Genomic DNA, 16,994 nt, shown 5'->3' with positions numbered 1-16,994 from the left:
TTCAAATCAAAAAGGCAGCTTTCCCAAATCTACATTTCCACCACTTAGGATAATTCCTACTTTTTGACCTTTGAATTGCTCTTTGTTTTTGAGCAAAGCAGCGAGGGGAACAGCACAGCTGGGTTCGATAACGATCTTCATTCTTTCATAAATCAAGCGCATGGCCGCAATAATTTCTTCGTCATTGACGGTAAAAATATCATCTACATGCTCCATGATGATCTGAAAATTGAGTTTACCCAGAGAAGTCAGTAATCCATCCGCAATGGTATTGGGCACATCCATGGGAATTAACTTCTTGGCTTGAAAAGAGCGATACGCATCATCAGCTCCTTCAGGTTCTCCGGCGATAACTTTGGTGCGAGGTGAAATATACTTGGTCGTCAAAGCTGTACCTCCCAACAAACCTCCACCACCAACGGGCGCCATGATCGTATCAAAATCAATTCCTTCCTCCCACATTTCTAGCGCACAAGTTGCCTGACCTTCCACTACGTCAAAATAATCGTAAGGAGGAATAAAAGTTGCCTCTGTCTTGTCCACCACTGCCTGAAGTGTAGTTTCCCTAGCCATCAAATTGGGTTCACATTCGATGATTTCTCCCCCATAGGATTTCACCGCTTTCTTTTTGATCTCTGGTGCGGAAGAAGGCATGACGATGTAGGATTTGATTCCCGCGACTGTTGCCGCTCTGGCAAGGGCAGCGGCATGATTACCCGAGGAATGCGTAGCTACGCCATTTTTCTTTTGTTCATCACTGAGTTTGACAACTGCATTTGCTGCGCCACGTGCTTTGAAAGCCCCTACTTTTTGGAAGTTTTCACATTTGAAATACACCTCACAACCCGCCATTTCATTGATTACCTCGGACTTTAGGATTGGTGTACGGTGAATGAAAGGCTGAATGCGCTCGTGAGCCAATTTGATTTCTTCTAAAGTAGGAAAAGTGTACATGGAGGGGTCAGTTTTGAATTGTTCGTTGTAAAGTTAATAAGTTTTGGGAATTGGAAGTTTTTTACCACAGATGAACACGAATGAACTCTGTTTTTACCACTGAAGAGCTTTCCTTCGCGATTCTTTGTATTTCTCCGCAGCTAAAAACATTAAACCACTGAGGTTCTCAAGGATGCGCAGAGTGAATTTATCAAATATGAAATCAATTTAAAAACCGCGTCTTTTGTGTTTATCTGTGGTTATTTCTTATCCCTTACTAGTCATATCGACCGCATGGGAGATATCTCAACTGTTCGATATGACCCTTTGTATTTACTTGCCTCTTGTTTCTAAATATATCGCCGAAGGCTTATTTCTATTTATATCGCGAAGCTTATATCATTATCTATCCTTTTATTCTACCTTTCAAAAGTTAGTATATCTGTCTAGCCTAAGGGTTTTCATAAATTCGAGTATTTTTTGTATCATAGATGCGCCAAGTACATTTTACGTTGGCGTTTGATTTAAACCTTAAAGACTTTATGAAGAAGATTTATCTGTCGTTGGTTGCAGGAGCGGGATTGCTTTTTTCCCTTACTTCAACCACGCTGGCTCAGGGAGACTATCCTACCCTCAGTCAGGTCAACCAAAGGCTACAAGCGATTTCCGGCAGTGGAAGTCCTGCCAAACTCACTTCCCTCACCAAGACTGAAGGAGGCAAAGACATCTGGGTGCTCAAAGTGGGCACTGGAGACTTAGACAACAAACCTGCAATTGCAGTAGTCGGTGGTATCGAAGGTTTCCATGTGTTAAGTGTGGAATTAGCATTACAATTTGCCGAGAAATTGGTCAATGAACATGCAGCCAAATTGGAAAACACTACTTTTTACATTTTCCCAAACATGTCCCCCGATGCTTACGAGCAATATCATGCTTCGTTGAAGTATGAAAGAAGAGGAAATGCAGCCAAAATAGATCATGACCGTGACGGCATGGTTAGCGAAGATGGCTATGAAGACCTTAATAAAGATGGGATGATCACCATGATGCGTGTAGAAAGCCCTTTGGGTGACTATATCCCACATGAAAAAGACCCTCGAGTTTTGGTGAAAGCCGACAGGTCAAAAGGCCAAAAAGGAAGCTACATGATGTTTCCAGAAAGCAGAGATAAAGACAAGGACGGCTCTTTTGGAGAAGACCTTGCTGAAGGAATCGCTTTCAATAAAAGTTTAACTTACAAATTCCCGATTTTCGAACCTTTGGCTGGAGATTTTGCAGCTTCTCAGGTAGAGACAAGAGTATTGTTAGACTATTTGTTTGATCAGTGGAATATTTTCGCTTTTGTATCATTCAGTTCATCCAATAATCTTTCTGCTCCACTGAAATACAATGCAGCAGATGCAAGAAAGAGGATTCTTACTTCCATGTTGGACAAAGATGTCGCGATCAACAGTATGGTTTCCGGGATTTACAATGAGACAGTAAATCAAAAAGCATTTAACCAAACCAATCAAGGTACTGAAGGTGATTTCTTCCAGTGGGCCTATTTCCACTTTGCAAGGATGAGCTTCAGCACACCGGGTTGGTGGGCTCCAGAAGTAAAAGATGCAGATGGAAAAAGTGTAGGAAATGCAGAAGCTAATTTCTTAGCATGGGCAGAGCAAGAAGGAGTGAATGATGTTTTTGTTCCTTGGACAAGCATCGATCATCCAGATTTCCCAGGTCAGAAAGTAGAAGTTGGAGGTATTAAGCCATTTGCCATGTACAACCCACCTTTCAGCAAAGTAAGTGAGATTGCGGATGAGCATACTGCATTTATTCTCAAACTGGCAGATATGCAGCCCAAACTTGAGTTTTTGAATGTGAAAACAGAGAAACTTGGTAATGGCTTGACCAGAATCACCGCAGATCTTTTCAATAATTCTCCACTACCTACCCATTCACAATTGGGAGAGAGATCTAGATGGTTGAGAAAAGTTAGGGTTGACATTTCAAAAGACGCCGATGATTTGGTGGCAGGAGAAAAGAAGCAACTGATCAGAAGTATTGGTGCTTTCGAAAAAGCCAGTGTAAGCTGGATTGTCAAAGGAGGCGGAAACGTGGACATCAAGGCAGGTGCTGCGCATACTGGCTTTGCTACCTTGAATGTAAAACTCTAATCACATCGAAAAATTGAAATTATGAAATTCAAAAACTGGATATATACAACGGCTCTCAGCGCTGCGATGTGCTTTGGATCTACACAGACTTCTGATGCTCAAGTGGCGGCAGAACGCTATTTCCGTGCAAACGGAACCCCACACAACCCTAAGGTCCAAGTTTCTTGGAATAGATACCACACCAACAAGGCTTTGTTGGAAATCATGCGAGATATGGTCGCCAAGCATCCTGATTTGGTGAAACTGGAAAGTATCGGAAAATCTTACCAAAACAATGACATCTGGGTTCTTACTGTAACAGACTTCAAAGCTGGAAAAGCTGAAGATAAGCCTGCGATGTGGATTGATGGTAATATTCACTCCAATGAGATTCAAGGGACAGAATTTACACTTTATACTGCTTGGTATTTGATGGAGATGTATGGAGAGTTAGAATTTATCACCGAATTGTTAAAAGACAAAACTTTCTACTTCGCTCCTACGATCAATCCTGATGCCCATGATTACTTCATGACAGGTCCTAACAATGGAAATACTCCAAGATCAGGCATGATGGTATTTGACAACAATGGTGATGGCGAATTTGGTGAAGATCCTATGGATGATTTGGATGGAGATGGCAACATCACACAAATGATCAGAAAATCTCCAACAGGTAATTTTATCAAAGACCCAATGGATCCTAGAAAATTGATCCGAGTTGGAATTGATGAAAAAGGAGAATATGAAATGATCGGTCAAGAAGGTCTCGACAGAGATGGTGATGGCCGAGTGAACAGTGATGGCATTGGCTATTATGATCCTAATAGAGATTGGGGTTGGAATTGGCAACCTGATTATGTGCAAAGTGGAGCCTTGAGATATCCATTCTCAGTTCCTGAAAACCGTGCAGTAGTTGACTTTGTGATGAAGAGACCAAATATCGCTGCAGCACAATCTTACCACAACTATGGTGGAATGATCTTGAGAGGTCCTGGAGCTGAAGAGGATTTGGGAACTTACAATTCCAGTGATGTAAGAATCTATGATGCTATTGCCAAAAAAGGTGAGGAATTTATGCCAGGCTATAGATACTTGGTAGTTTACAAAGATCTTTATTCTGTATTTGGAGGTCAGCTGGATTGGTTCTATGGTGGCAGAGGGATCTTCACTTATTCCAATGAATTGATGACTTCTTACCTTTATTTTCATAAAAATGCAGGTAGAGGCAATCAAGACGAGCAAATGGATGTAGACAAGTATTTGACATTCGGAGATGCATTTGTGAAGTGGAAAGAATACGAACACCCACAATTCGGAACGGTTGAAATCGGTGGATTTAAGAAAAATTTCGGGAGGTTACACCCAGGTTTCTTGCTGGAGCAGGATGCGCATAGAAATGCAGCCTTCTCCATTCTTCATGCTTACCATACACCAAAATTGAGTGTAATGGATGTAAAAGAAGTTGATTTGGGTGGTGGATTGAAAGAAATCACTGCTACAATCTATAACGAAAGATTGATTCCTACGCACTCTAGTCAGGATTTGAAATACAAAATCGAAAGACCTGATTACGTTACCATTTCTGGAGCGAAGGTAGTTACAGGTTTTATTGTGGAGAATGAAGACTTCAACCGAGTAACAGAACAAAAAGTTAATCCTGAGAAAATTTCAGTAGCTAATATCACTGGAATGGGAGCAGTAAAAGTTAGATGGATTGTAACCGGAGGTGGAAACTACAGCATCACTGTGGATTCAGCCAAAGGTGGGAAAGCGAGTTGGAAGAAGTGAGTTTAGTGAATTTGTTATTAGTTACTGGTGATTAGTGAATTATTTATCAGTAAACAGATTAAATATATTAAAACCTCCTCTAGAAAAATTTAGGGGAGGTTTTTTTGTGTGAATGAGTTTCGAGAAACCATAAACAAATGGTTAAATGATTACAAAAAAAACTAGGAGTGAATCGCAGAGGGCGTTAGCCCTATCATCATCATAGAATTATCACATAACCTAATGGAAGAGGAGCGTAGCTCTGATATCTTCGTAGGACGAAGATTTTTTTTCCAGAAGGGGCTTTAGCCCTGACATCTTAATTTATTTCAATTTTAAAAAACATATTGACAGAGATCCTTCAATATTGTCGGTATTTACAAGTCACAACTTCCTCTCATCCCACAAAGCCTTTCATCGCCTGTAACAAATCTCTTTTGGTCATGTAGCCTCCTTTTCTCCATAGGATTTTGCCTCTTTTGAATAAGATATAATGAGGAATAGAGCGCACTCCAAACTGTTGCGCTGCTTGTGGATTTTTGTCAATATTGAGTTTGAACAGCTTGATTTTTCCATCCAATTCAGCAATCACTTCATCGAGCACGGGATTCATCGTCTGACAAGGCCCACACCAATCCGCATAAAAATCCACCAAAATGGCTTCCTCTCTTTTCTGAAGAATTAAATGTCAAAAATATAATTGAAAACAGTTTCCTAACTGTTACGCTTTTTGTCACCAAAACACAAAGCTTAACACTCAATTTTTTTCTAACTTAAATAAGAATAGATTTCACTTTTTTAAATCTTTTACTACAAAATATTTGCTTATATATATATATATATATATTATTACCTGAGATTAATTATTAACGACTAAATTTATAACAAATGAAAAAAATCAAAATTTTAACAATTGCAGGTTCCCTAACAGCGCTATCACTTGTTGGGATAAGTTTTTTAGGTAATAACTCAGCCGAAGCGCAACGTTCAATTCCTACATGCCAAGATGATGGGAAAAGATGTGTCAAACCAGTCGAAACAAACACATGTGTTTGTGAAAGTGAAATAGGAGCGATTCAATAAACATGTTATACTTGGAAGATTATACATCTTTAATCTTCCAGGTTCTTTTTAATTTCTCAGTCAATTATTCCCCTAATAATGAAGCACGTTTTCTTCCTTAGTTTTTTGCTCATCTTTTTTTCTTGTGAGGAAAAAAAACAATTTGAAAAAACAGAATTAAGCTATGAAGTGATTGAAGAAATTCAATTAAAGCTCGATAGTATTACTTCTCCTCTAACTATTCGTACTCAATTGATAGAGTCAGACTCAGGTACTTTCCTCTATACCATGCATAGTCAGCAAATGTCCATGAATATTTACAACCTGCAGACTAAAAAGAACATCAAGAAAATAAAATTTTCACATGATGGAATCAATAGAATTGGACTTCTTCAAGGATTTGATGTTTATAACAAAGACACCCTCTTAGTTGCAACCTACCCTCCTCATTTGGTTATTTTTGACCATGCAGGAAATAAGATAAATGAACTTATAGTAAGCGGTGAAGATCAATATATTCAAACTATAGAATCGACAAATGCGCTTCCTTTTTTTATTTTTAAAAATAAAATATATGGAGCATATCCGTTTATAACTAGGTACTGGGAAACCCCCATTAAAGAAGTTTCAAATTTTAGACATGTTTATGAAATAGATTTTAAAAACATGTCTATCCAATGGAAGAATTTAAGCTTGCCTTCAAGATTCTGGGATAAGGGAAAAATTTCTCCAGAATTTAGCTGGACTTCCAAAGGAGATTCTATAATTACTGTTTTTAAAGAAAACGCTCAAATTCAAGTTTTTTCAATAAATCAAAATCAACTATTAAATATCCTTGATCTAAAAACTCCTGAAAAAATAGATTTTATTAAATTTCAGCAAAGACCTACTGGGAATGAAGGGGCTATAAAACAACTTGGGAAAGGAGCATTTAGAAGTATACATTATGACAAATATCGAAGGGTGTACTATGTATTTTACGATTTGCCCGTTGATCCAGAACAATTTACAATCCCAATCTCCAAATTACACAGTACTCGGCCTGATCATAAAATATTTTTGTTGGATGAAAACTTTGAATACATTGGCGAGCATACGTTTAAAGAATTTTCTTCAGACCCTTATGATGCATTTGTTGGTAAAAAAGGATTGTACCTGCCTACCAATAGAGAATACAGTGATTCGTTTGATGAGGATTATTTGAAATTTAAGGTCATTCAATTTAAAAAACCTAAAGAATGAAGCAGATTCTTTTATTGGGCATATTAATGCTTTCTTTAGCAGCTTGTACGATGCGAGACAGTAGATTTGACTTGGTGAAAAATAAGTTCCAAATACCTGATTCAGTAGATTGGATATTAGTCATCAATGCTTCTACGTGTAAAACATGTTTAAATACTTTTCTTGAAGAAATAGCTAAAGAAAATCTCGAAAGTGGAGCTTTTCTAATAATTAGCCCTAGTAAAAAAACGTTTCTGAACCAAATTTCGGGTTTAGGATTAACAATTCCTGTAATATTTGACTCTGCCAAAGTCTTAATTGATGAAAAATATATTTCAGTTGAAGATGAACTCGCATTAATTCAGCATCAAAACTCAAAAAAAATAAAAATTCAAGATTGGGAGGGGTTAAAAAGTCATTTGAAATAGTTAACAAACGATCTAGATTATATTTAAATCCTAAAATAAATTATACTCATCCCACAAAGCCTTTCATCGCCTGTAACAAATCTCTTTTGGTCATGTAGCCTCCTTTTCTCCAGAGGATTTTGCCTCTTTTGAATAAAATATAATGAGGAATAGAGCGCACTCCAAACTGTTGCGCTGCTTGTGGATTTTTGTCGATATTGAGTTTGAATAGCTTGATTTTCCCATCCAATTCATCAATCACTTCATCGAGCACGGGATTCATCGTCTGACAAGGCCCACACCAATCCGCATAGAAATCCACCAAAATCGCTTCTTCACTTTTCTGAATTACATCTTTGAATTTTTTCTTGGCCATGGGATGGTTGATTAGGGATTAGTTGATTAGAGAATAGTTGATTGAGTTAATGGTGGATTGGAGATTCTTGGAATGAGTTATTGTAAAATTGAAAGAACTTGTCCGCCATGGCGGATTACAAAATTGCAAAATTGGGAGAAATTGAGCTGAAGAATACTTAGTTAGATCCTGAAAATAGTTGACACTTTTTTGTTTCAAATAGAGAAGTTCAACCCTTTCAGTTTTGTTGTTTCTTTACTATCACCTTTATTCCCCGCATTTCATACGGGGTTCAGCCACGGCCGACAAGTATTCAAAGTTTAACCACTTCGTGGTTTTTATTTGTCTATTCGTCATTTTCTAAAATCACTACTCTCGCTTCTTGTTTCTTGTTTCTAATTTCTTGTTTCTTGAATCTAATGTCTCATATCTAACGTCTCAAATCTCCACTAGTGTTGATGTCCGCCGGGTCCGTGAACGTGTCCATGGTCGATTTCTTCTGGATCGGCTTCTCGGATGGAGATAATTTCTCCTTTGAAATAAAGATCTAAACCTGCTAAAGGTGAATTGAAATCCATGTGAACTCCCTTATAATCAATCTTAGTGATTTCTCCACGAAGTTGGTTTCCTTGGTCATCTTTCATAGGAATGACTTTCCCTACTTTGAGCATATCTGCATTCTTTTTGCCATTATCCTTGAAATTGGATTTTGGTACGATCGCTTTTTTGCTTTCATCGTAATCTCCATAAGCATTTTCAAAGTCTATAAATACCTCAAAACTCTCGCCTGCTGCTTTTCCTTCCATCGCAGCCTCCAAGGCTGGCAAAACATGCCCTGTTCCAAACAGAAATTGGAATGGTTTGTCTTTTTCTACTTTCTCAAAAAACTCTTTCCCATTTTCTCCATCATCTACATGGAGTTCGTAGCTCACTGCTACTACTTTATTTTTCTCTGCTTTCATTTTGATTGACTGGTTGACTTTCCCTAATCCAAAGAAAACAAAATTCTAAGAGTAAAATTCGATTTTATGGAAAATACAAAGCTAAAATCTCCAACAAATTATCATTATACAGGTTAGTTGGGTAAATTGCGCTTTATGAATTCAAGCCACACTGTTCAGAAAATTTCTATAGACGACCTTGATCCCAAGGAATATATTATCATCAAAAATGCCAAGGTAAACAATCTGAAAAGCCTCAGCGTAGCCATTCCAAGGAATAAATTGGTGGTGGTCACAGGACTTTCGGGATCTGGAAAATCCTCTTTGGCTTTTGACACACTTTTTGCCGAAGGCCAAAGAATGTATGTGGAGAGTTTGAGTTCCTATGCAAGACAGTTTCTCGGCAGAATGGAAAAACCGGATGTGGAATACATCAAAGGTGTCTCCCCTGCCATCGCGATACAACAAAAGGTAAGTACCAAAAATCCGCGATCCACAGTCGGTACGACCACAGAGATTTACGATTACCTCAAATTGCTTTTTAGTAGAATTGGGAGAACTTTTTCTCCAGTCAGTGGCGAAGAAGTGAAGCATCATACGGTGACCGATGTGGTGGATTTTATTCATTCTTTCGAAGAAGGCGACAGGGTGATGATTTCTTGTCCCTTGCAGATCTTAAATGATCGATCTATCAAACAAGAGTTAGAACTTTTTCTACAAAAAGGTTTCACTCGAATCCTGATCGATGGAGAAGCTTATTTTGTCGAGGATCTCGTCATTGAAAAGAAAATGCCAAAAGGGCATTATGAAATTTTGATTGACAGAGCAACTGTACAAAAAGAAGACGAAGACAATCAATTTAGGATTGCTGATTCCGTGCAAACTGCCTTTTTTGAAGGACATGGCGAATGTACCATTATGATTCCTGAAAAGGATAAAAGGACCTTTTCTGATAAATTTGAACTAGACGATATCTTGTTCGAACTGCCTTCAGTAAATTTCTTCAGCTTCAACAATCCGTATGGAGCGTGTCGAACTTGCGAAGGGTTTGGTTCTGTATTGGGACTTGATCCTGATTTGGTTATCCCTGACAAATCACTTTCTGTATATGAAGGGGCAATTGCCCCTTGGAGAGGTGAAACGACTGGCAAATGGCTCGAACCTTTGGTTAAAAAAGGTATTTACTTTGATTTCCCTATTCACCGTGCTTACGAAGATCTTACTGAAGCAGAGCAAGAATTGCTTTGGACAGGGAATTCACACTTCAAAGGTTTGAATGAATTTTTCAAGGAATTAGAAAGTAAAACACATAAGATTCAATATCGGGTGATGCTTTCCCGCTTCCGTGGGAGAACCACTTGCCCGGATTGTAGAGGAACTCGCTTAAGAAAAGATGCTTCTTATGTCAAAATCGCCGGACATTCTATCACTGATATTGTCTTGATGCCAATAGAAAAAGCACTTCCTTTCTTTCAAACCCTTGACATCAGCCCTGCTGAGCAAAAAGTAGCCAATCGCCTTTTGAAAGAGATTCTAAATCGCTTGGAATATATAGATAAAGTGGGTTTGGGTTATCTCACGCTCAATAGACTGACTTCTTCCCTCTCGGGAGGTGAGTTTCAGAGAATCAAATTGGCGACATCTTTGGGTTCGGCCTTGGTGGGCTCTATGTACATTTTGGATGAACCGAGCATAGGACTTCACCCTAGAGATACAGACCGCTTGATTGAAGTGCTAAAGGCTTTACGAGACATGGGGAATACGGTCATCGTGGTAGAACACGAGGAAAAAATCATGAAAGCTGCCGACGAGATCATTGATATTGGACCTGATGCAGGAGTAAAAGGAGGTAATTTGATGTTTCAGGGAAATCTAGAAGAATTGCTAGCCAGCTCGGATACCTACACAGCAAAGTACCTGAAAGGTGAGGAAAAAATTAATATCAAAAAGGCAAATAGAAAGTGGAGAGACAGCATTGTGGTGAGAGGTGCTCGAGAGAACAACCTTAAAAACGTCACGACTAAATTTCCTCTCAACACGCTTACCGTTGTCACAGGAGTAAGTGGATCGGGAAAGTCAACTTTGATCAAAAAAGTACTCTATCCTGCTTTGGGGAAAATCCATGGAACCGTCATCGACGAAACCGGGAAATTTGACAAGCTAGAAGGGGATTACAAGAAAATCACTCAGATTGAATTTGTCGATCAAAATCCAATCGGAAAATCTTCCCGTTCGAATCCTGTAACCTATGTAAAAGCTTATGATGCGATAAGAGCTTTATTCTCCGAACTCCCTGTTTCCAAACAAAGAGGTTACAAACCAGCATTTTTCTCTTTCAATGTCGATGGAGGTCGCTGCGAAGCTTGTCAGGGCGAGGGTACGCAAACAGTAGAAATGCAGTTTATGGCAGACATTCACCTCACTTGTGAATCTTGCAAAGGCAAACGGTTCAAAGCTGAGATTTTGGATGCTAAATACAAAGAAAAAGATATCTCCGATATTCTTGATATGACGATCGATGAGGCGATGGAATTTTTCGCAGGAAAAAACCAAATCATCAATAAACTTCAGCCACTTCAAGAAGTAGGTCTTGGCTACATCGGTATGGGACAATCCTCTAACACCCTATCAGGTGGTGAAGCGCAAAGAGTAAAATTAGCGTCTTTCCTTGGTAAAGGAGGAAATAAATCCGGAGAACATATTCTATTTATTTTCGATGAACCTACGACGGGTTTGCATTTCCACGACATCAAAAAACTCCTCCATTCTATCAATGCATTGATTGATCAGGGTCATACAGTTATCATCATCGAGCACAATACTGAGGTGATTAAATCTGCTGATTGGGTGATTGATATTGGACCGGAAGGTGGAGAAAGAGGTGGAAATATCACCTTTGAAGGTACGCCGGAGGCTTTGATGGAAGTGAAAGATAATTATACGGCCAAGTATTTGCGAGAAGCTTTTGATGGGAATTGAGTTTTTCCAATAATCGCAATTCACTCTGCTACAACCTTGAGTTTTCAAATACATTGCCTTTATCAATAAAGATGAAGCAATAACTCAACTCATCTTATTACAATCATCAGTTAGCTGTGGTCAGTCGACCGTGGACAAATTATCCGCATAAATTCTAAGTATATAAGCAATTGGTGTATTTGCGGATAATTATAAAATATTTTATTCCTAGGCTTAGACAAGCTATCTTTGCCATTCTTATCAAAAAAACGAAATCCCTATGCTTGACAAATTACAAGCGCTAAAAGATAGATTTATAGAAGTCGGACAGTTGATCATCCAGCCGGATGCCATGTCTGACATGAGCAAATACACCAAACTTTCTAAAGAATATAAAGATTTAGAAAAAGTAGTTGAACTTTTAGATGAGTACTCTTTGGTCTTGGACAACATCAAAAGTTCTAAGGAAATCTTGGAAAAAGAAAAAGATCCTGATTTCAGGAACATGGCCAAGGCGGAATTAGACGAGTTAAAAGATCGTCAGATTCAACTGGAGGAAGACTTGAAACAGCAGTTGATTCCTAAAGACCCCAATGATTCCAAAGACTGTATTTTGGAAATCAGAGGTGGAACAGGAGGAGATGAAGCCGCTATTTTTGCCGGAGATTTGTTCAGGATGTATCAGCGCTTTTGTGACAAACAAGGTTGGAAACTCACTGTGCTCGATTTGACTTTTGGCTCTTCGGGCGGCTACAAAGAGATCATCAGCACCATTACTGGAGCGGATGTCTATGGTATGATGAAATTTGAATCGGGTGTACACCGTGTTCAGCGTGTTCCAATGACAGAAACCCAAGGAAGAGTTCATACTTCTGCGGCCTCTGTAGCTGTTCTTCCTGAAATGGACGAAGTAGAAGTGAACATCGATATGAATGAAGTTCGAAAAGACACTTACTGCTCTTCCGGTCCAGGTGGTCAGTCGGTGAACACGACTTATTCAGCTGTTCGACTGACGCATATTCCTTCTGGACTTGTTGTGACTTGTCAGGATGAAAAATCCCAGATCAAAAACTTCGAAAAAGCGCTGAAAGTATTGCGATCAAGGTTATATGAAATCGAACTCGCAAAGCACAATGATGCTGTAGGGGCACAGAGAAAATCCATGGTAGGAAGTGGTGACCGATCTGACAAAATCAGAACCTACAATTATCCTCAAAGCCGCGTAACTGATCATAGAATCAATAAAACTGTTTATAACCTTCCCGATGTGATGGAAGGGAATATTGAAGATTTCATCTCCGCCCTTCGATTTGCTGAAAATGTTGAGAAGATGAAGACTTCTGGGATGGAAGAATAGTGGGGAAAGAAGGAAATAATGTACCAAGTACAAAGTATGAAGTACCAAGAAATAAAAGAGAGCCTAATTTTATAGTGATGGATGAAAAAGGGAAACCAGTAAAAATTAGTACATTATAATCTTAAAGATACTGATTTTCATGTTTTCACAGAACCGCCCACAGTATCCAAGGTGATGTTGTATTACGTTTTTTTCTCTCAAATTTAAATACATACATCAGAACCATACTCAATTAGCTTAAGATTAATAGGGTCAGATCCAAAATTCTTACTTTTTCATTAATAATAAAAATATGTGTATTGATCTGTGTTTTTTTTCAACTCTTCAAATTCTTTAGAAGATACTTTATTTATTATTAATTTTCCATTCGTTGCAATTGTGTCAAAAGTTCCATATTGAGAATAAATTTCAATTCCGTTAACAGTCCATTTAGCTAATCCTGTATGATATTCGTAAAAATTATCAGATTTTAAATAGTCAAAATTCGGTTTTATGTTAGAGTTGTATTTACCATCAACTATATATTTTCCATTCCCAAAATATAAGACAGTCAATTGATTTTTTCCATTATTTGAATCAATTATTTTCTTTTCTATTCTTCCGCAACTTGTGAGAATAACAACTGTAATTAACAGAACTATTTTGAATAATTTAATCATTTGAATAATTAGTGTCTGCATTTTGGATAAATGTGCTACAACTCCGATATGTTAACGTATTTGTAGTTTAAAGCCTTCCATTCTGGCAGGCTTTGCACTACTTTTATTATTTTTATTAAAACTAATACTATTTTTCAAATCATAAAATGCTCCCCTAAATTAACTTAACTGACCCTTTGTTTAAATTATTATGAACTAATTTCTCACAAAATAAAATACGGCTCTATTCTTGAACCTTATTATGGGCAACAAAAAATTTGTCTTCCTCACAAAAGGAGCTTAACTTAAGTCTAACTAACCCAACAACACCAAATGAAGATCACTGGAAAAGGAAATATTGCCCTAGTCCGATGGAATGACGGCCATTTCCACAACCTTTACCCTATTGCCAATAACCCAAAAATTGCTCAAAATCTGAGAGATACTTTTCCGCATCCTTACACCATTCATGATGCAAGGCATTGGATCGAGCACAATATGAAATTCAACCCTCCACAAAATTTTGCTATTGAATACAATGATCAGTTGGTGGGTTCCGTCGGTGGAGAAATAGGCAAGGATGAATTGCGAACCAATCTTGAAATTGGTTTTTGGGTTGCCGAGCCATTTTGGGGAAAAGGAATCGCTACAGAAGCTGTTCAGTTGTATGCAGAATACATACTAGATAAATTTGCCGAAATCAAAAGAATCTATTCCCAAGTCTATGACTTCAATACTTCAAGTATGAAAGTGCTGGAAAATGCTGGTTTCATTCCCGAAGCAATCCTAAAAGATGCCTATATAAAAAATGGGAAAATCGGAGACCTTTTCCAATATGTGATCATCAGGTCAGAAGTAGAGAAGGAGGAGAGATAACTTAAGATTTAGACATTTATAATAAGGAATGAAGGTAATCAGCTGCTTGCTTTAATCCTCTATTTCTTAAAATATTCAAAACTTCATATTCATCTAAACTTGGTTTTCTTCTATTCAAAACCATCTCTTTAAATGCCAATAAAGCCTTTTCACCAATTCCTTTTCGTCTCATCACATCTTTCCATTCATCAAAAATATGATCACTCCATTTCGGAGTGTACATATCGTAATAAGCAAACCAAAACAGCAAATCTCTAATTTCAATGGGATAAATTACATTAGTATCCAATACGCAAATAAATCTCACACTATGTATCATACAAACCCAAATCTTCATCTGAACTCATAATTTCAATTATCTTCCTTTTCTGCTCCTCTTTCATCTTTTTTCTATAATTCATGACTTCATCAAACCTGACTCTCCTATGCCTACCGACTTTTGTGAATTGCATTTTTCCTTCTTCAAGTAATTTTACTAAATGAGGTCTTGAGCATCCTAAGATTTCAGCTGCCTTCTGAGTAGTGACTTCAGTGGCAATTGGTACAAGTGAAAATGGTTTCCCATCACCCATTGTCTTTAATATGTCTTTCAAAAATATCAATGCACTTAAAGGGATTTTAAACCTTTCTTGCGTCTCTTCAATTTCAATTTCTGGGTTTTCTGATTTCAAATGACCTATTACAGAAACCAAAGCATCGTAAGATTCTAATGCTAATTTTTGATCTTCTTTTGATGGTCTATTTATAATATTGAATGTTTCCATATTCCATGATATTATTAATATACAATTATAAACGAAATAAACGAAAAATGTTTTCTCTCTGGTAAACTTTTAAAAATTGATTCAATATAATCTATAAACATCTCAAAATTCAAATAAAAAGCCATACCCATTTCAAATAGGTATGGCTTTTTGATATAGATTGAATTAAACCTAAACCTTCTCCAAAGCTTGCTCTATATCCCAAATGATATCTGAGTAATGCTCCACGCCAACAGAGATTCTTACGAGTTTTTCAGAAATCTCTAACAAAGCCCGATCCTCTGCAGACACATCGCTATGCGTCATCGTCGCAGGATGTTCGGCAAGAGATTCTGTGCTTCCAAGGGAAACAGCTAGTTTCATTAATTTGAGGTTGTTTAAGAAAGTAAATGCTTCTTTTTCTCCACCTTTTATATCAAAAGAAATCATCGCTCCGGCAGAATTGAGTTGTCTTTTGAAGATTTCATATTGTGCAGTTCCTTCTTCCAAGTGCCCCAGGTAATATACCTTTTCTACTTTTGGATGTGCTTGAAGGAAATCTGCCACTTGGATGGTGTTTTCAGCTTGTTTTGTCATTCTGACTTTCAGCGTTTCGAGACTTCGCATCAGCAACCAACCTGTCCATGGACCAGCCATATTGCCAAGAAAAGTTCTGAGTGTTCTCACCCTAACCATGTGCTTGGATTTTCCCAAAACTGCACCTGCGATCAAATCAGAATGCCCACCAATGTATTTTGTTGCTGAATATACAATCAGGTCAGCACCATGCTTCAGTGGGTGTTGCCACAAAGGCCCCATGTAGGTATTATCCACACAGACTACCACTTCTTTATCTTCTGCGGAAAGTTTATCTGCTACTTCACGACAGATTTGAAGGTCAAAAAGTGCGTTGGTGGGATTTGCAGGAGTCTCTACATAGACCATTTTAACATTTTCCTCCTGTCCTTTGACCAATTCCAAGATTTCCTCTTTTGATTGGGTACTTGTGAAACCTATACCTTTTATTCCATACTGTGGAAGTACTTTATTGACAAAATGATCTGTACCTCCATAGACAGGCTTGCTGTAAAGCAAAATATCTCCCGGTCTTAAAAATTCCAACATTACTGTTGAGATTGCCGACATGCCACTTTCGAAAACAGCACATTCATCCGCCTCGTCCCATAAGCAAAGTCGTTCTTCCAAAATCTGTAAATCAGGGTTGTTGAGTCTACTGTAAATCAATCCTAACTCTTCATTTGGCTCTTTTTCTCTCTGTCCATAAGCAACTTGGAAAAAGGCTTTCCCTTCTTCGGCTGACTTGAATACAAAAGTTGAAGTTTGGAAAATAGGACACTTGATTGCGCCTTCTGAAAGTTCGGGCTTGTATCCATGAGTCATCATCAAACTCTCTGGATGAAATTCTCTATTCATCATAACTATCTGGGTTTATGACTGCAAAACAGCAAAAATCCCAGATCATTATCAAAAAAAGCATAAAAATATAATTTTGCAAATGGGTCAATATTTTAATCATTATTCTGATTATTGATATTAAAATGATGATATTACTAAAAAACAAAATATAATTTTGT

Annotated in this window: 16 protein-coding genes; 8 read left to right on the top strand and 8 right to left on the bottom strand. The window is 37.8% G+C overall.

What is annotated here, in order from left to right:
- Positions 1-6: 6 nt before the first annotated feature.
- Complete coding sequence (locus BELBA_RS07150) at positions 7-954, bottom strand: pyridoxal-phosphate dependent enzyme (protein ID WP_014772067.1); 948 nt, start codon at positions 952-954, stop codon at positions 7-9.
- Between the two features lie 521 nt (positions 955-1,475).
- Here BELBA_RS07150 and BELBA_RS07145 point away from each other — a divergent pair.
- Positions 1,476-3,092, top strand: a complete 1,617-nt coding sequence (locus BELBA_RS07145; protein WP_014772066.1) for a M14 family metallopeptidase — start codon at positions 1,476-1,478, stop codon at positions 3,090-3,092.
- 21 nt (positions 3,093-3,113) lie between these two features.
- Positions 3,114-4,862 carry a M14 family metallopeptidase gene (locus BELBA_RS07140; RefSeq protein WP_014772065.1) on the top strand — a complete coding sequence of 583 codons (1,749 nt, stop codon included), beginning with the start codon at positions 3,114-3,116 and terminating at the stop codon, positions 4,860-4,862.
- A gap of 376 nt (positions 4,863-5,238) precedes the next feature.
- Here BELBA_RS07140 and trxA (BELBA_RS07135) read toward each other — a convergent pair whose 3' ends face one another.
- Positions 5,239-5,523 carry a thioredoxin gene (trxA, locus tag BELBA_RS07135; RefSeq protein WP_041779269.1) on the bottom strand — a complete coding sequence of 95 codons (285 nt, stop codon included), beginning with the start codon at positions 5,521-5,523 and terminating at the stop codon, positions 5,239-5,241.
- Positions 5,524-5,729: 206 nt separating this feature from the next.
- Between trxA (BELBA_RS07135) and BELBA_RS07130 the strand changes: the two genes are divergently transcribed.
- From BELBA_RS07130 to BELBA_RS07120, 3 genes are all read left to right on the top strand, one after another.
- Positions 5,730-5,924 carry a hypothetical protein gene (locus BELBA_RS07130; protein ID WP_014772063.1) on the top strand — a complete coding sequence of 65 codons (195 nt, stop codon included), beginning with the start codon at positions 5,730-5,732 and terminating at the stop codon, positions 5,922-5,924.
- Between the two features lie 78 nt (positions 5,925-6,002).
- On the top strand, positions 6,003-7,145 hold the full coding sequence (locus BELBA_RS07125) for a DUF4221 family protein (protein WP_014772062.1): 1,143 nt from the start codon (positions 6,003-6,005) through the stop codon (positions 7,143-7,145).
- On the top strand, positions 7,142-7,552 hold the full coding sequence (locus BELBA_RS07120) for a hypothetical protein (RefSeq protein ID WP_014772061.1): 411 nt from the start codon (positions 7,142-7,144) through the stop codon (positions 7,550-7,552). Before BELBA_RS07125 ends, BELBA_RS07120 begins: the two co-directional genes overlap by 4 nt.
- Before the next feature lie 46 nt (positions 7,553-7,598).
- On the opposite strand, the gene trxA (BELBA_RS07115) is transcribed toward BELBA_RS07120, so the two are convergent.
- Complete coding sequence (trxA, locus tag BELBA_RS07115) at positions 7,599-7,907, bottom strand: thioredoxin (protein ID WP_014772060.1); 309 nt, start codon at positions 7,905-7,907, stop codon at positions 7,599-7,601.
- Between the two features lie 428 nt (positions 7,908-8,335).
- Positions 8,336-8,848, bottom strand: coding sequence for an FKBP-type peptidyl-prolyl cis-trans isomerase (locus tag BELBA_RS07110; protein ID WP_014772059.1), 513 nt, complete (start codon positions 8,846-8,848; stop codon positions 8,336-8,338).
- A gap of 135 nt (positions 8,849-8,983) precedes the next feature.
- Here BELBA_RS07110 and uvrA point away from each other — a divergent pair, with 135 nt between their 5' ends.
- Both uvrA and prfA read left to right on the top strand, forming a co-directional pair.
- Positions 8,984-11,806: an excinuclease ABC subunit UvrA gene (gene uvrA / locus BELBA_RS07105; protein WP_014772058.1), complete on the top strand. Its 2,823-nt coding sequence runs from the start codon at positions 8,984-8,986 to the stop codon at positions 11,804-11,806.
- A 259-nt stretch (positions 11,807-12,065) separates the two neighbouring features.
- Positions 12,066-13,142 carry a peptide chain release factor 1 gene (gene prfA / locus BELBA_RS07100; protein WP_014772057.1) on the top strand — a complete coding sequence of 359 codons (1,077 nt, stop codon included), beginning with the start codon at positions 12,066-12,068 and terminating at the stop codon, positions 13,140-13,142.
- 278 nt (positions 13,143-13,420) lie between these two features.
- Here prfA and BELBA_RS07095 read toward each other — a convergent pair whose 3' ends face one another.
- The gene (locus BELBA_RS07095) at positions 13,421-13,801 is read right to left on the bottom strand and encodes a hypothetical protein (protein WP_157466068.1); all 381 of its coding nucleotides are present in this window, start codon (positions 13,799-13,801) and stop codon (positions 13,421-13,423) included.
- Between the two features lie 312 nt (positions 13,802-14,113).
- Here BELBA_RS07095 and BELBA_RS07090 point away from each other — a divergent pair, with 312 nt between their 5' ends.
- Entirely contained in the window at positions 14,114-14,656 is a 543-nt protein-coding gene (locus BELBA_RS07090; RefSeq protein ID WP_014772056.1) for a GNAT family N-acetyltransferase, read from the top strand.
- Positions 14,657-14,672: 16 nt separating this feature from the next.
- Here the strand turns inward: BELBA_RS07090 and BELBA_RS07085 are convergent, their stop codons facing one another.
- The 3 genes from BELBA_RS07085 to BELBA_RS07075 all read right to left on the bottom strand — a co-directional run bounded on the left by BELBA_RS07085 (position 14,673) and on the right by BELBA_RS07075 (position 16,836).
- Positions 14,673-14,963 carry a VapC50 family PIN domain-containing toxin gene (locus BELBA_RS07085; RefSeq protein ID WP_245531148.1) on the bottom strand — a complete coding sequence of 97 codons (291 nt, stop codon included), beginning with the start codon at positions 14,961-14,963 and terminating at the stop codon, positions 14,673-14,675.
- 1 nt (position 14,964) lies between these two features.
- Positions 14,965-15,420 (bottom strand): helix-turn-helix domain-containing protein, encoded by a 456-nt coding sequence (locus tag BELBA_RS07080; protein ID WP_014772054.1) that lies wholly within the window; start codon positions 15,418-15,420, stop codon positions 14,965-14,967.
- A gap of 171 nt (positions 15,421-15,591) precedes the next feature.
- Positions 15,592-16,836: a cystathionine gamma-synthase family protein gene (locus BELBA_RS07075; RefSeq protein ID WP_014772053.1), complete on the bottom strand. Its 1,245-nt coding sequence runs from the start codon at positions 16,834-16,836 to the stop codon at positions 15,592-15,594.
- Positions 16,837-16,994 lie beyond the last annotated feature (158 nt).

It is taken from the genome of Belliella baltica DSM 15883 (assembly GCF_000265405.1).
In the GTDB taxonomy this organism is placed as follows: domain Bacteria; phylum Bacteroidota; class Bacteroidia; order Cytophagales; family Cyclobacteriaceae; genus Belliella; species Belliella baltica.
Note: the sequence above shows the minus strand (reverse complement) of the source record. Positions and strands in the feature narration are given on the sequence as shown.